Annotated in this window: 14 protein-coding genes and 1 other RNA gene; 4 read left to right on the forward strand and 11 right to left on the reverse strand. The window is 62.4% G+C overall.

All coding sequences use genetic code 11. The features are described from left to right. Positions 1 to 25: 25 nt before the first annotated feature. The 4 genes from QZ213_RS03985 to QZ213_RS04000 form a co-directional block, all read right to left on the reverse strand. Positions 26 to 1,279, reverse strand: a complete 1,254-nt coding sequence (locus QZ213_RS03985; protein ID WP_291684758.1) for a cytochrome c — start codon at positions 1,277 to 1,279, stop codon at positions 26 to 28. Next, the gene (locus QZ213_RS03990) at positions 1,272 to 3,050 is read right to left on the reverse strand and encodes a GMC family oxidoreductase (protein WP_291684759.1); all 1,779 of its coding nucleotides are present in this window, start codon (positions 3,048 to 3,050) and stop codon (positions 1,272 to 1,274) included. The genes QZ213_RS03985 and QZ213_RS03990 overlap by 8 nt, the downstream gene beginning before the upstream one ends. Positions 3,051 to 3,062: 12 nt before the next feature. Further along, the gene (locus QZ213_RS03995) at positions 3,063 to 3,791 is read right to left on the reverse strand and encodes a gluconate 2-dehydrogenase subunit 3 family protein (RefSeq protein WP_291684760.1); all 729 of its coding nucleotides are present in this window, start codon (positions 3,789 to 3,791) and stop codon (positions 3,063 to 3,065) included. A 262-nt stretch (positions 3,792 to 4,053) separates the two neighbouring features. Then, the gene (locus QZ213_RS04000; RefSeq protein ID WP_291684761.1) at positions 4,054 to 4,449 is read right to left on the reverse strand and encodes a BA14K family protein; all 396 of its coding nucleotides are present in this window, start codon (positions 4,447 to 4,449) and stop codon (positions 4,054 to 4,056) included. A gap of 356 nt (positions 4,450 to 4,805) precedes the next feature. Here QZ213_RS04000 and QZ213_RS04005 point away from each other — a divergent pair, with 356 nt between their 5' ends. From QZ213_RS04005 to QZ213_RS04015, 3 genes are all read left to right on the forward strand, one after another. Further along, entirely contained in the window at positions 4,806 to 5,264 is a 459-nt protein-coding gene (locus QZ213_RS04005) for an Hsp20/alpha crystallin family protein (protein WP_291684762.1), read from the forward strand. A gap of 847 nt (positions 5,265 to 6,111) precedes the next feature. Beyond that, positions 6,112 to 6,897, forward strand: a complete 786-nt coding sequence (locus QZ213_RS04010) for an SDR family NAD(P)-dependent oxidoreductase (protein ID WP_291684770.1) — start codon at positions 6,112 to 6,114, stop codon at positions 6,895 to 6,897. Further along, a complete protein-coding gene (locus QZ213_RS04015) occupies positions 6,890 to 7,471 on the forward strand; it encodes a TetR/AcrR family transcriptional regulator (protein ID WP_291684763.1) in 582 nt (193 codons plus the stop codon). Before QZ213_RS04010 ends, QZ213_RS04015 begins: the two co-directional genes overlap by 8 nt. A 20-nt stretch (positions 7,472 to 7,491) precedes the next feature. Here the strand turns inward: QZ213_RS04015 and QZ213_RS04020 are convergent, their stop codons facing one another. Together QZ213_RS04020 and QZ213_RS04025 are read right to left on the reverse strand one after the other, a co-directional pair. After that, a complete protein-coding gene (locus QZ213_RS04020) occupies positions 7,492 to 9,363 on the reverse strand; it encodes a ferrous iron transporter B (protein WP_291684764.1) in 1,872 nt (623 codons plus the stop codon). Between the two features lie 19 nt (positions 9,364 to 9,382). Next, positions 9,383 to 9,658, reverse strand: a complete 276-nt coding sequence (locus tag QZ213_RS04025) for a FeoA family protein (protein ID WP_291684765.1) — start codon at positions 9,656 to 9,658, stop codon at positions 9,383 to 9,385. A gap of 279 nt (positions 9,659 to 9,937) precedes the next feature. Between QZ213_RS04025 and QZ213_RS04030 the strand changes: the two genes are divergently transcribed. Continuing rightward, entirely contained in the window at positions 9,938 to 10,549 is a 612-nt protein-coding gene (locus tag QZ213_RS04030; protein WP_291684766.1) for a tetratricopeptide repeat protein, read from the forward strand. Positions 10,550 to 10,976: 427 nt separating this feature from the next. On the opposite strand, the gene QZ213_RS04035 is transcribed toward QZ213_RS04030, so the two are convergent. The 5 genes from QZ213_RS04035 to ssrA all read right to left on the reverse strand — a co-directional run. Further along, complete coding sequence (locus QZ213_RS04035; RefSeq protein ID WP_291684767.1) at positions 10,977 to 11,228, reverse strand: ribbon-helix-helix domain-containing protein; 252 nt, start codon at positions 11,226 to 11,228, stop codon at positions 10,977 to 10,979. Continuing rightward, positions 11,225 to 11,413 carry a DUF4169 family protein gene (locus QZ213_RS04040; RefSeq protein ID WP_291684771.1) on the reverse strand — a complete coding sequence of 63 codons (189 nt, stop codon included), beginning with the start codon at positions 11,411 to 11,413 and terminating at the stop codon, positions 11,225 to 11,227. Before QZ213_RS04040 ends, QZ213_RS04035 begins: the two co-directional genes overlap by 4 nt. Positions 11,414 to 11,690: 277 nt before the next feature. After that, positions 11,691 to 13,100 (reverse strand): class II fumarate hydratase, encoded by a 1,410-nt coding sequence (gene fumC, locus QZ213_RS04045; protein WP_291684768.1) that lies wholly within the window; start codon positions 13,098 to 13,100, stop codon positions 11,691 to 11,693. A gap of 94 nt (positions 13,101 to 13,194) precedes the next feature. Continuing rightward, positions 13,195 to 13,704, reverse strand: coding sequence for a ClpXP protease specificity-enhancing factor SspB (locus QZ213_RS04050; RefSeq protein WP_291684769.1), 510 nt, complete (start codon positions 13,702 to 13,704; stop codon positions 13,195 to 13,197). Positions 13,705 to 13,877: 173 nt separating this feature from the next. Beyond that, positions 13,878 to 14,051, reverse strand: a transfer-messenger RNA (tmRNA) gene (gene ssrA / locus QZ213_RS04055); the annotation flags it as partial.

The raw sequence follows: 14,051 nt of genomic DNA on the forward strand, positions 1-14,051 counted from the left end.
TCGCCGCCTCGAAGCGGATCTTCTTCTAATCGGAACGGGTGCGAAGCTGGTTGCGCGCCTTGCCGACCGTCTCGGCGGAAACCGGCGCCGCCGCCGTTTGCCAGGCGTTTCGAATGTAGGTCAGCACCGCCGCCACCTGTTCGTCATTCAACTGCCAGCCGAATGACGGCATCCCCGGCGCGGTCGGCTCCTGTTTGGTTGCCACGCTCCGGCCGCCCCGCAGCACGAGGTGAATGGCGCTGGTGGAGTCGCTGGCATGGACCAGCGCCGATTGCGCCAGCGACGGGAACAGCATCGCCACCCCGCGGCCGTCGATGCCGTGACAGGCGGAACATTGATCCCGGTAGATCGCCTGGCCCGCGATCATCACCGGCGAGTTGGCCGGCAACGGCGCCGCATTATCCTGCCGCTGCGGCAACGATTTCAGATAGGTGGCGATCGCACTGAGATCGCGGTCGTTATATTGCGACGTGGCGTTGACGACTTCCTCCGCCATCGGCCCGGTCGCGGCGGTCATCCGATTGTGCCCGGTCTTGAGATAGCCGGTGATGTCAGCCTCGCCCCACTGGCCCAGTCCCTGGTTGTTGTCGCCGGTGATGTCAGGCGCAAACCAGCCCTGGAGGTTGAAGCCGCGCAGATTGTCGGTGGTCTTGTCGCCGCCGAGCACGGTTTTCGGCGTGTGGCAGGCCGTGCAATGGCCGGGACCCTGCACCAGATATGCGCCGCGATTCCAGGCTGCGGATTGGCTTCCTTCGGGCTGGAATTCGCCTTCGGTGAAATACAGCCCATCCCAGGCCCGCATCGCCGTGCGAATGTTGAACGGGAAGGGCAGCGTGTTGGATTTGACCGGCTGATGCACCGGCTCGACCGTCTTGAGGTAGGCGCGGATCGCCATCACATCCTCGCGCGACATCTTGGTGTAGGCCGTAAACGGCATCGCGGGGTATAGCCGGCTGCCGTCCGGCCGCACGCCCTTGCGCACGGCGCTGTCGAACTGCTCGTCGGTCCAGGCGCCAATACCGGTGTCGTTGTCCGGCGTGATGTTCGACGAGGTGATCACTCCGAACGGCGTTTCGATTGGACGGGCGCCGGCAAAGGGTTTGCCGGCCTCCGGCACGGTGTGACAGGCATAGCAATCCGCGACCGTCGTGAGGTAACGGCCCCTTTCGATCTGATCGAACGCCTGGCTGTCCGGGTCCGCGCCGCTCAACCCGACACCCCCGAGCCAGGCTGCGGCGGCGCCGATTGCGATCACCGAGATTTTCGCCGCGCTACGCATGGACCAGCGGCCCCGGATTTTTCAGGTATTGGCCGCGGATCGCGGAGGCCGCCCAGAACGCCAGCGCCGCCACCGTGCCGGTGGGGTTGTAGCCGGCGTTCTGCGGGAAAGCGCTGGCGCCCATCACGAACAGGTTCGGCACATCCCAGCTCTGCAGATAGCGGTTGATCGCGCTGGTCGAGGGATCGGTGCCCATGATCGCGCCGCCGTTCAGATGCGTGGTCTGGTAATCGGTCGCGTCATAGGGGCCCTTGCGATACTGCTTGTCGAGCGTATGCGCACCCATCGCCCGGATGATCTCGGCGAACTTGTCGGTCAGGAAGGCGTTCTGCTTCAGCTCGTTGTCGTGGAAATCGATCGTCATCCGCATCAGCGGACGGCCGAAGCGATCCGTGTAGGTGGGATCGAGATCGAGATAGACGTCGCGATAGCTGTAGAAGCTGCCATGCACGCCGGTGCCCGGCTTGACGGTGGAGAGATAGTTGTCACGCGTCGCGTTCTTCCACACCGCGCCCCATTTCGGCGTGCCGGGCGGCACCGACGCCGACTGGATCGGCCGGCCGTTGGTCTGCACCTGTCCCATATAGCCGCCGCCGACGAAGCCGTGCGGCCCGTGATCGAAATTGTCGCCGTTGAATTCGTCGATGCACATGCCGATTGCGCCCGACGCAATGAACGGATTGAAGTTGAACTTCTTGTTGTCGAAGAAGCCGTTGACGCTGGAGATGGTCTGGTGCGTGAAGTTGCGGCCGATCACGCCCTTGTTGGCAACGGGATCGTAGGGGGTGCCGATCTTTGAGTTCAGCAGCATCTGCACATTGAACAGCGTGTAGGCCGATAGGATGACGAGGTCGGCCGGCTGCTCCCATTCGACGCCGCCGGTATCGACGAAGGTGACGCCGGTGGCGTGCTTGCCCGACCGATCGAGGTTGATGTGCAGCACTTCCGAATTGTCGCGCGCCGTGAAGTTCGATTTGCGGACCAGGAGCGGCAGGATCGTCGTCTGCGGGCTGGCCTTGGAATAATTGCCGCAACCGAACCATTCGCAGAACCCGCAATAGGTGCAGGGGCCCATGCGGAGCCCGAGCGGGTTGGTATAGGCCTGGGAGAGATTGCCGGACGGCTGTGGAAACGGCTTGTAGCCGAGCTCGCGCGCGGCCTTGGCGAACAACGTGTGGCTGAAGGGTTGTTTCTGCGCGGGCGTCGGGTAGGGCCGCGAACGCGGCCCTTCGAACGGATTGCCGCCTTCCTGGATCTGGCCGCGCAGATTGCCCGCCGTGCCCGAGGTGCCGCAGAGATATTCGAACGCGTCGTAATGCTGCTCCAGTTCGTCATAGGTTACGCCAAAATCCTGGATCGTCATGTCCTCGGGCAGGAAGGCGGCGCCGTAACGCTCGGTCAGGTGCGTCTTCAGCACGAAGTCTGACGGCATGAAGCGGAAAGTTTCCGCATTCCAGTGCACGCCACCGCCGCCGACGCCGTTGGGCGGCATGAACGAGCCCCAGTCGCGGATCGGCAGCGCGGTCTGGTTCATCTTGTTGCGGAAGGTGAAGGTGTTCTGCTCGGGCCGCAGGAACAGCTCGTGACGAATGCGGTAGCGCAACTCGTCCTGGGCGTAATTCGGCGGGAATTCGGTCGGCGCGTCGCGCCACGGGCCGCGCTCGATCGCGATGACGTCGAGGCCTTCGTCGGTGAGTTCATGGGCGAGGATCGATCCGGTCCAGCCCAGCCCGATGATGACGACGTCCTTCTTCGGCAATTTTTTCGGCATCGCCCCTCGCACTTAAGGTTTCGGTGACCAATCGGCGCGGCCCATCAGGCTCACGGGCGGCAGTGGAAAGCGTTCATTGTGGCGATCGACCCAGTCGAGATAATTGTAGCGCGCGCCGGGATAGCCGATCATCTTCCACGCCACCATGTCGCGGTTGCCGCCGTAGATCGGATCGGCGAAGAAGCCGGTCTGCACGTCCTTGATCACCTGCGCGAAGAAGGATTTACCGTCGATGCCTTCAAGCTTTGTCTTCTCATCTTCGATGTTTTTGAGAAGTTCATCCTTTTGCTCATCGGACAGGTCGGCAAAACGCTTTCCCTGATAGGTCGACTGGCAATATCGATCGAGCGCGGCCAGCGCCTCGCGATAGACGGCCGCCGGTCCCTTCTGGGATTGCGAACCCTGTTGTTTGGTGCCGGGCATGAAGGGCGGCTGGTTGTAGTGGCCCTCGGAGCGGCCATAGGGCCCGGCGAGCTGACGGTCGACGAAGACGGCGCATCCGGAATCCTTGCCGCCGGGCGTTTGCGGATCGGGCGGGATGATGCGGTCGGCGAGCGCTTCGACCGCGCGGCCTTCATCTGAGGTGAAATAATGCCAAGGGCCCGGCCTGACCGGGATCGGCGGGGTGCCCGCATCGGGTGTCCACGGCAGGCCGCCGGAAATGATGGTGGCCCGGCTTTTCATGGTGCTCAGCACCAGGATCGCGGTCCCCGCCAAAAACTCGCGCCGCCTCATGGTCATGATCGGTCATTCCTGCCACCCGAGCAGAAATGCCTACGCGATGCTTAGGTTCCAATCCCGCGCCGGATAATCCCGTGCCAATTTGAAAAAAGCAGGCGATTACGGAATTGTTGCGAACAAGTTGATGAAAACCAAAGAAATCCGGTCACGCCGACGGTGTCGTCGTAACCGGATTGTCCCATCGGTGAACAGGGAGGGAGGTTGGTTCGCTGCGAACCGCGGTGAGGCTCACGCCAGAGGACCACGCGTTAGACGACCACCATCACGGGCATGGATGTCGCAGGCCGTCGTAACCGAGATAAGTGCCGGAATAGGGGTCATAGGACCGGAAGCGCTGCACACAATAGCCGACCGCGTCGTCACCAACGTACGGCGGCGGAACGACGTAGGCCGGACCGTAATAGCCGGGCGGGTAGCCGTAATAGCCGTAAGGCTGAGTTGCGCCGAGAATAGCCCCGCCGATCAGTGCGCCCGCGATGCCGAGGCCAACGGCGGCGCCGCCATAGCCGTGGCGGTATCGCACGGTTTCCACCGATGGCACCACCGCGCTTCGCAGCATTAACGAGGATGCTACTGGCGCCGCGATGACGGGCGTGACGAGCGCGGGCGCCGTGGCGACCATCAGCGCAAGAAGCATAACTCGGGATGATTTGTTCATGACAACATCTCCAAAAATTTTTGAACGGCGCTGCGACCTTCAGCAGAGCCGTCGTATTCGGAAAGACGGCGAAACGATGCTCCCGGGAGAGTTGCATGCAATTGATCTAGCGCAACGTGAGCGTGGATCAGTTTGACACACTTTATCTGTTGATCAGAGAGACGAGCATTCGCTCGTGCGCAGGCCATCGGGTTCGTACGTTTCGTCTGGAAATAATTCGGCGTTTTGAGCCAGATCAAGGTCACCAGAATTGCGAAGGCCAAGATATTTTTTGCGATTTTTCTAACGGATGGAGAGAACAGATGAGCCTTCCGAGATTGTGGACCAGGAGCCAGGAACTGGACCCGTTCCGGGTCATGCGGCGCGAGATGGAAAACGCATTTCGTGCTTTGGATCAGAAACCGGGTTCTCCCGACATTGGGGCCGGCGCGCCGGCAATCAATGTGGCGGAAACGAATGACGCCTTCGAAGTGACCGCCGAGCTTCCCGGCGTGGACGAGAAGGATATCAACGTCAGCCTTGACGACAATCAGCTGGTGATTTCCGGCGAGAAGAAAGCCGAGAGCACGAAGGAAGAGAAGAACTGGCATGTCGAGGAACGCAGCTACGGCTCGTTCTATCGATCGATGTTGTTACCCTTCGAGCCGGAAGAGGGAGCGGTCGAAGCTCATTTCGACAAGGGCGTGCTGCACCTTACGATCAAGAAGCCCGCCAAAGCCGTGAAGACGACCAAGAAAATCGATATCAAGCCTGGCGCTCCACCGAGCCCGAACCCTGTATCGAACAAGCCCGCGGTACCGAACAAGGCCGCCTAGTTCTGTAACTTGGTCGCAGAAAACCGGAGACCCGAGCCAAATAGGTCAGTTCTGGTCTCCGGATGGTGTCGATGTTTCGACGCAGCGTCTATGAGGGCCGCGGCGAGCCACGTTCCAATGTCCAGTCGGCCTCGGCGGCGTCATCGAGCGAGCCGTCGCAGCATCGAGCGAGTTCGCGCGCTGCCCCGATCCGCGGGGAGAAACTTGCCGGCTTTCGCGCCAAGGGCGTCGCGGCGCCTGCCGGGGTCTGGGCGACTTGCAGCCGACGGGCCGATTCCGATTACGCGGATGGCGTAATCAGACGTCCTTTGCTTCGGAATGCCACCGCCGCAGACCGTCGTCCCAATCCGGTGGCCGGTCGGTTACAAATCCAAGCGTCCGACCGTTACCGATTGCGCGAAACACCTTCATTGCATCGCGGTGCGCGCCGGCCACGAGGAAAGCCCGCATGGCTTGTTCGCTGGTCCAGACCGAAAGCGTGTGATGAACGCACCCGACCATACGCATTTCCGTTCTCAGATTGCCTGGCGCTCTGCGCGCCTGGACCATCGAACGGAGGGTATGCCACCAGAACCTCAACAGATGCCGGCGCCCCTTGAGTCGGAGCCCGGTGATGGAAACGTAGACGTTATCTGAGTGCATCGAGATAAAGCCTTGTTTGCCGGTCGACGTCAAAATCGCAGGTTGACAGTGTCTACCCCGGAGACTATCATTTCCGTCAGGTGACAGGCAAGAGTTTCATACGAGGTCGGGTTTGTCTGCGCAGTCCCTTCAATCGGCAACATCGGTCACCTTGGCTGGAACGGCGGGGCGACGTCGCCTGCTCTCGCACTATGGGACGTGGGCGGTGGTCACGGGAGCGTCGGACGGAATCGGCAGGGCGATCGCCGTGGAACTGGCGAAGGCAGGAATAAGCCTCGTTCTGGTTGCGCGCCGCCGTGAATTGCTTGAGGCGCTCGCAGCGGATTTGACGCGAAAGCATTCAATCCAAGCAAGGATTCTTGTTGTCGATCTCGGGCAACGCGATGCAGTCGGCGCCGTCGCGTCGGCAACGGAGAATCTTGACGTCGGCCTGCTGGCCGCCATCGCCGGTTTTGGCACATCCGGGCCGTTCATCGATGGCGCGCTCGGCTCCGAGCTTGAGATGATAGACGTGAATTGCCGCGCCGTCGTCGAGCTCTCGCATCACTTTGCACGCAGGTTTGCGGCCCGGAGGCGCGGCGGGCTGGTTCTCATGAGTTCGTTGCTGGCGTTTCAGGGGGTTCCGCGGGCAGCCGCCTACGCGGCGACAAAAGCCTTTATCCAGACTTTCGCGGAAGGATTGCGCCTCGAACTTTCGTCTTCGGGCGTGGATGTCGTTGCATCGGCGCCGGGACCCGTGCGAAGCGGATTCGAGGCCCGTGCCGACATGCGCATGAGCGCGGCAGCGAGCCCGGACGTTGTCGCCCGGCAGACGCTTGAGGCGCTTGGTCGCCGGACCACCGTTCGCCCGGGGTTGCTGTCGAAATTTCTCGAGACATCGCTGCTTGCCTTGCCGCGGCGGACGCGCAGTCGGATAATGGCGGTCGTAATGGAAGGCATGACTCGGCATCAGAATGACGGCAGGAAGCAAAAGGCCGGGGGATTTGCGTGAGGCCTGCGTAAAGGAAGCGCTCGCGATTATCGCAAAGGGAGGCATCGACTCATTGAGCCTCCGGGACGTTGCTCGGCGCCTGGGCGTGTCGCATCAGGCGCCCTACAAGCATTTTCCCAGTCGTGAGCATATTCTTGCTGAAGTCGTCGGACGAGCTTTTGCGAGCTTTGCCGCTTATCTAGAGCAGCGGCCGCGCAGCGAAGACCCCTATAGGGACCTCGGTCATCTCGGCCAATCCTATCTGGACTATGCGCGGAAACATCCGCTGCACTACCAGCTGATGTTCGGCACCCGTCTGCCTGACCCCGCCCTGCATCCCGACATGTTGGCCAAGGCGGAGCATGCGTTCGCGGCGCTCCGGGAGGCGATCGCGAAATTGCCGGGGCGTTTGCCGCATTCCGATATCGATCTTGACGCGCTGTTCGCGTGGTCGGTGGTCCATGGCCTGGCGGGTATTCTGCGGACGCGCGCAACCGAACAACTCGGCCTGCGCAAGGCGACGATCGCCGAGGCGACCGCGCATACGCTCGGGCGCATTGGCGAAGCGTTCGGCGGCCCGAAGCGTCTGCGGTGACGTAAGGCGGGAAATCCAGGCTAGCCCGCCCCGAACGCGACGGCGATGTTGTAGGTGGCAAGGCTCGCCGCATAGGCGAGCGCGAACATGTAGCCGAAGGTGACCGCCATCCATTTCCAGCTTCCGGTCTCGCGGCGGATCACCGCCAGCGTGGAGGCGCATTGCGGGGCGAAGATGTACCAGGCGAGCAGCGACAACGCGGTCGCGAGACTCCATTTGGTGGCAAGCACCTGGCCGATCTGATCGGCGGCTTCCTTGCCGCCTTCGATGGCATAGACGGTGCCCAGCGCCGCCACCGCGACTTCCCGCGCGGCCATGCCTGGGATCAGCGCCACCGCGATCTGCCAGTTGAAGCCGAGCGGCGCCAGCAGCGGCTCCAGCGCCTTGCCGATGATGGCGGCCAGGCTGTAGTTGATGGCGGGGCCTTCGGCGCCGGCCGGCGGCGTCGGAAACGACGCCAGAAACCAGATCAGCACCATCATCGAGAAGATCGTGGTGCCGGCCCGCTGCAGGAACATTTTTGCCCGCGTATAGACGCCGATCCCGATACTCTTCAGGCGCGGCATCTTGTAGTCCGGCAGCTCCAGCATGAACGGCGCCGGTGCATAGTCGCGCCACATGAAGAACTTTATGAGGAACGAGACGCCGAGGGCGCTGCCGATGCCGGCCGCGTAGAGGCCGAACATCACCAGCCCGCGCAGATTGGCCCAGCCCCAGACTTGGGTGTCCGGGATGAAGGCGGAGATGATCAGCGTGTAGACCGGGATCCGCGCCGAGCAGGTCATCAGCGGCGCGATCAGGATGGTGGTCAGCCGGTCGCGGCGGTTGTCGATCACCCGTGTCGCCATGATGCCAGGGATGGCGCAGGCGAAACTCGACAACAGCGGAATGAAGGCGCGGCCGTGCAGGCCGGCGCCGCCCATGATGCGGTCCATCAGGAACGCCGCGCGCGCCATGTAGCCGAAATCTTCCAAGAGCAGGATGAACAGGAAGATGATGATGATCTGCGGCAGGAACACGATGACGCTGCCGACGCCGGATATCACGCCGTTCTCGAGGAAGCTCTGCAACAGGCCGGTGGGCAACGTGCTGTGCACCAACTGGCCGAGTGCGCTGAAGGCCAGTGACAGCAGCTCCATCAGGGGCTGCGCCCAGGCGAACACCGCCTGGAACATCACGAACAGGATGAGCGCCAGGATCACGAGCCCCGCGACCGGGTGCAGCACCACGGCGTCGATCCGCGCGGTCCAGGAATCCGGCCGCGTCGGCAGGCTCACGGTCGCTGCGATGATGCGGTCGGCCTCGCGCTGGGTGGCGCGCAACTGCGCGACCGTCAGCGGCTCCCAGAGATTTTGCGCCGGCGGAGTGTGCGCCTGCGCCGCGATCTCGTCGGTCTGGCGCAGCAATTCGGCGGTGCCGCCCTTGCGCACCGCGATCGAGGTGACGACCGGCACGCCGAGGGCCTCCGACAGACGCGGCACATCAACGGTGACGCCGCGGCGGCTGGCGATGTCGAACATGTTGAGCACCAGCATCAGCGGCCGGCCGGTGCTCTTGAGCTCCAGCAGCAGGCGGATGGTCAGCCGCAGATTGGTCGAATCCGCGACGCAGAGCACGAGGTCGGGCACGGCCTCGCCGGGCGTGCGGCCGAGCACCATGTCGCGGGTGATCTCTTCATCCGGGCTGCGGCCGCGCAGCGAATAGGTGCCGGGCAAGTCGACCAGCGATACCTGGCGGCCCGAGGGCGTGACGAAGCCGCCTTCCTTGCGCTCCACGGTAACGCCGGGATAGTTCGCCACCTTTTGACGGCTGCCGGTGAGCGCATTGAACAGCGAAGTCTTGCCGCTGTTCGGCGTGCCGACCAGGGCCAGATGCAGCAACGGAGCTTCCATATTTTGGGGTCCGCTCGCCTCAGGCGACAATGATGGCCATGGCCTCGCGCCGGCGCACCGCGATGGTGACGTTCTCGACGCGGACCGCGATCGGATCGCGGCCGACGATGCCCTCGTGCAGCACTTCGACCCGGGCGCCTTCGACGAAGCCCAGTTCGATCAACCGGCTTTCGAGCTCATTGTCCGACAGCGCGGAACCGGCATCGCCGGCGGCGAGGTGCTGGATCACGCCCGAATAGCCGCGCTTGGCCAGTCCCAGCGGCAGATGGGGACGAGTGCCGTTCCGTTTGGTCATGATGTGTATTTCCAATCGCAGGCCAGCCGGTCAAGCCTGGCGATCAAAATGCGGGTGCACCTTAGAGCGATTATAAACAAGCGCACGCACCTTCCGGCCAAATGCGGGCTTACGGAACACATTCAGCCCAACTCGTTTCGAACTCATAAACGCTCCTGTCAGGTAGGTATTGACCCAGCGCAATTATTTTTCCGGCAACGCGAATGCGCGGGAATGCCCCGGTTGAAGTGGTGTTTACAGCTGCGGCTGGAGCAACCGCCCGTAAAGCAGGAGGCGTGCATGACCAACTCTGTGATCCGGTTTGCGACACTGGCTATGTTTCTGGCGGGCCTGACCGCGGCTGCCCCGGTCGTTCCGGCCCTGGCCGCCGGTGGAGGTGGAGGAGGGGGCGGCGGTGGTGGTGGAGACCCTTATGCTTCCCCCTATGAATCGCCCGCACCTTCTCAAGCTACCAAGGCCACGCGCACCACCCACAGGGCGAAAAAGAAGCCCGACAAGCAGTCCCTGTTCGACGATCCCGCTTTTGCGAAAGCCTATCGCGCGGCCTATGCGACGATCTACGATCGCAACGATTATGCGGCCGCGATCGATGAGCTGAAGGCGCTCGGCCACGACGAACATCCGAACGTGGCCAATCTGATCGGCTATTCCTATCGCAAGCTCGGCGACTACAAGCTCTCGCAAGTCTGGTACGAGCGCGCGCTGAAAGCCGATCCGAACCATGTGCTGACCTGGAACTATTACGGTCTGTGGCAGATCGAACAGGGCAACCGCGACCAGGCCGTCTATCATCTGAGCCGGATCGCCGCGATCTGCGGCTCCGACTGCGCGGAGTATCGGTCATTGGCGGATGCGCTGGAAAAACCGCCCGGCACCGGTCTCGTCTACTGAGTTCGTTGCCTGGGTCCGGCGGGCGCTTCTTCGCTGGAAACGCCCGTCTCCTGTGCAGCCGTCGCTCGAAGTCGGGGGCGGCGCGCGGCTTGGTGCCGGCGACGTCGCAGCTTGTCGCAACTGGCAAGTAAAATAGAATTTAGTATTGCGCGGGGCACGCCGTCTTCAAGCGATCGGACCGCGGTGCTATGCTGCCGGACTGTTGTTCTGCCCGCTGGCCCGCCGAGGATCCGAGTGAAGAGACAGCGCACGCTCTTGCCGATCTTAGCGGCCATATTCGTCGCTAGACGCGCTCGTCGCCTTCATGCAGGCGCTCACCGACGGGTATTTGCCGCGGAGTCCATAACGAGCGCGCGTTGACGGCATGACCGCCGGCGGCCTCGTCGATCGGCGTGGGCAACGTTGGTTACTTTACGCGGCTTGGCAACTAGCCTTGCGGCTTCGGATCCGACGATGCGGCTATGGCACGGGTCCGGAAATAATCCAGCACGAAGAGCCGAATGGCGGACGACAGATTGCCTTGCTGTCGATTGCTGTCGATTTCGCCCACCAGCTCGGACAGCGTCATGTCGCGCAATCCGGAAATCTCCTTCATGCCGTTCCAGAAGGCTTCCTCAAGACTGACGCTGGTCTTGTGACCGGCGACGACGATTGAACGTTTCACGACCGGCGACTTCATGACGCATCCTCGCCATCGATCTGGTGCTGATCAAGCAGGTCGTTGGCGCGTTTGGTGCGCCGTTCTTCCAGAACGCGTTCGGACTTGGTCCGGCCGAACCGTTTCCGGTTGGCGTCGGCCTGTTTCGCCGACTCTTCTTTCTCTGCCCGTTTCCTAAATCGCTTCAGGTTGACCAATTCCCCCATGTCAGCCTCCCCATTTAACCAATTTGGGGCGTGAGAAATTTTCACGAAGGCGTGAATGGTCGCGCTGGCATTCGCCTGCTCGATCGCCATCCGAAAATTCCTTTCGATAGCCCCTCATAACCTCAAAAAATATCTTCCGCTCTGCGGCAACGAAATAATTCGAGCTGTACCACGCTCCGGCGTGAAGACGATAGATGATCGGTCTCATTCTTTAGGTGTTATCGTCCATAACTATTTTCCCGGACCGTAATCTCACGGGGTCCGCGCGTGCCCGTGATCAGCCCGGGTGTGTCATTTTGACCGGCTGCACCAGCCGGTCAAATTCTTTCTCCGAAACAAAGCCCAGCCGCACCGCCTCTTCCTTCAGCGTGGTTCCGCGCGCGTGCGCCGACTTGGCGACCTTCGCGGCGTTGTCGTAGCCGATCTTCGGAGCGAGCGCGGTCACCAGCATCAGCGAGCGCTCCATCAAATCCCGGATGCGCTTTTCGTCGGCGCGGATCCCTTCGACGCAGTGCACCGTGAATGAGCGTGTGGCATCGGCAAGCAATTGGATGGAATGTATCATGCAATATGCCAGCAAAGGCTTATAAACATTGAGTTCGAAGTGTCCCTGGCTGCCGCCAACCGTGACGGCCGTGTGGTTCCCGAACACCTGGCAGCACACCATGGTCATCGCTTCGCACTGGGTCGGATTGACCTTGCCCGGCATGATCGAGGAGCCCGGCTCGTTCTCCGGCAGGATCAGTTCGCCGAGGCCCGAGCGCGGACCCGAGCCAAGCAGCCGGATATCGTTTGCGATCTTGAACAGTCCGGTCGCCGCCGAATTGATGGCGCCGTGCGCGAACACGTAGGCGTCGTTGGAGGCCAGTGCCTCGAACTTGTTGGCGGCGCTGGTGAAGGGCAGTCTCGTGATCTTGGCGGCGTGTTTGGCGAACAGGCGAGCGAATTTCGGCTTCGAATTGAGCCCGGTCCCGACCGCGGTGCCGCCTTGCGCCAGCGGGTACAGACCATTTACCGCCAGCTTTAGTCGTTTAATGCCACTCTCGACCTGCGCGGCGTAGCCGGAAAATTCCTGGCCGAGTGTCAGCGGCGTCGCGTCCTGGGTGTGGGTGCGGCCGATCTTGACGATATGAGCGAACGCCTTCTCCTTTTTTTGCAGTGCACGATGGAGCAGGCTCAGCGACGGGACGAGATCGGCGGTGATGCCGATCGCCGCGGCGATGTGCATTGCGGTCGGGAACGAGTCGTTCGACGACTGACTCATGTTGACGTGATCGTTGGGATGAACCGGCGCCTTGGCGCCGAGCTTGCCGCCCAGCAGTTCGTTGGCGCGATTGGCGATCACCTCGTTGAGGTTCATGTTGGTCTGGGTGCCGGAGCCGGTCTGCCAGACCACGAGGGGGAAATGATCGTCGAGCTTGCCGTCGATCACTTCGCGCGCGGCGCGGATGATGGCGCGGGCGCGGCGCTGGTCGATCAGCCCGAGTTCGAGATTGGCTTGTGCCGCCGCCAGCTTGACGATGCCGAGCGCGCGAATGATCGGCATCGGCATCCGGTCCTGGCCGATGCGGAAGTTCTGCCGCGACCGCTCGGTCTGCGCGCCCCAGTAACGATCGGCGGGGACCTCGATCGGACCGAAGCTGTCGGTCTCGGTGCGGGTAGAACCGGATGTGGTCGATCGAGCCATGGGTTACGTCCGTTGCACGAGCGATCCCGCGCGGAACCAGCTCACGCGGGCGGCACGTTCTTCTACATGACCGCGCGGCTTTGCTGCGCGCGCATTATTTTTTGCGGAAGCGATCCAGCCGTACGACTTCGGCACCCTCGCTCGGCTTCGCCGGCTCGTCCTGATTTTCCGCGGAAGGCGCGGCAGCCGGAACGGCAGCCGGAGCAGGGACCGCCGGAAGGTTCGTCGCCGGCGTTTCAGGGGCGGCGTCGGACGGCTCGAACTGCAGGCCGAACTGCACCGACGGGTCGAAGAAACTCTTGATCGCGTTGAAAGGAACCACCACCCGCTCGGGGATTCCGCCGAACGACAGGCCGACTTCGAAGCGGTCGTCGGTCACCACCAGGTCCCAGAACTGATGCTGCAGGATCACCGTCATCTCTTCCGGGTATTGCGCGAGCAGCCGTGGCGACAGCTTCACGCCCTCCGCGGTGGACAGAAAGGTAATGAAGAAATGATGGTCCCCGGGCAGGCCGTGCTCGGCGGCGTCGGTCAATACGCGCCGCAGGACCCCACGCAGCGCATCGCGCGCCAGCACGTCGTATCGGATATGATCGGTCGCCATTATCGGTCCTGTCGCGTTCGAAAAGGCTGCCGGTCAAGCCGGCGGCGATGCCGGTGTCCGACTCGCCCGTTTTCCCATGCTACCCCGGCGGAGGCCCGAGGTCAGCAGGCTTGCCGCCATTGGCCGAAATTCCAGCAAACAGCCAAGCTCGAGCCATACCATCGGGCAAATGAAGTGGAGGCTTCTGTTGCCAGGTGCCTCCGAACCCCGCCCAGCGGAGCTTAACCCACTAGGACTTTAGACTTGGCTTTTCAAACCGCTTACGCGGCCTGAGCAACCGGAGCATAGTTGTCGTTTGCAACTATTGCATAGCCCGATAACGGCGGAACCATACCGGGAAAAAACAC

This window comes from Bradyrhizobium sp. (assembly GCF_017881085.1).
GTDB lineage: Bacteria > Pseudomonadota > Alphaproteobacteria > Rhizobiales > Xanthobacteraceae > Bradyrhizobium.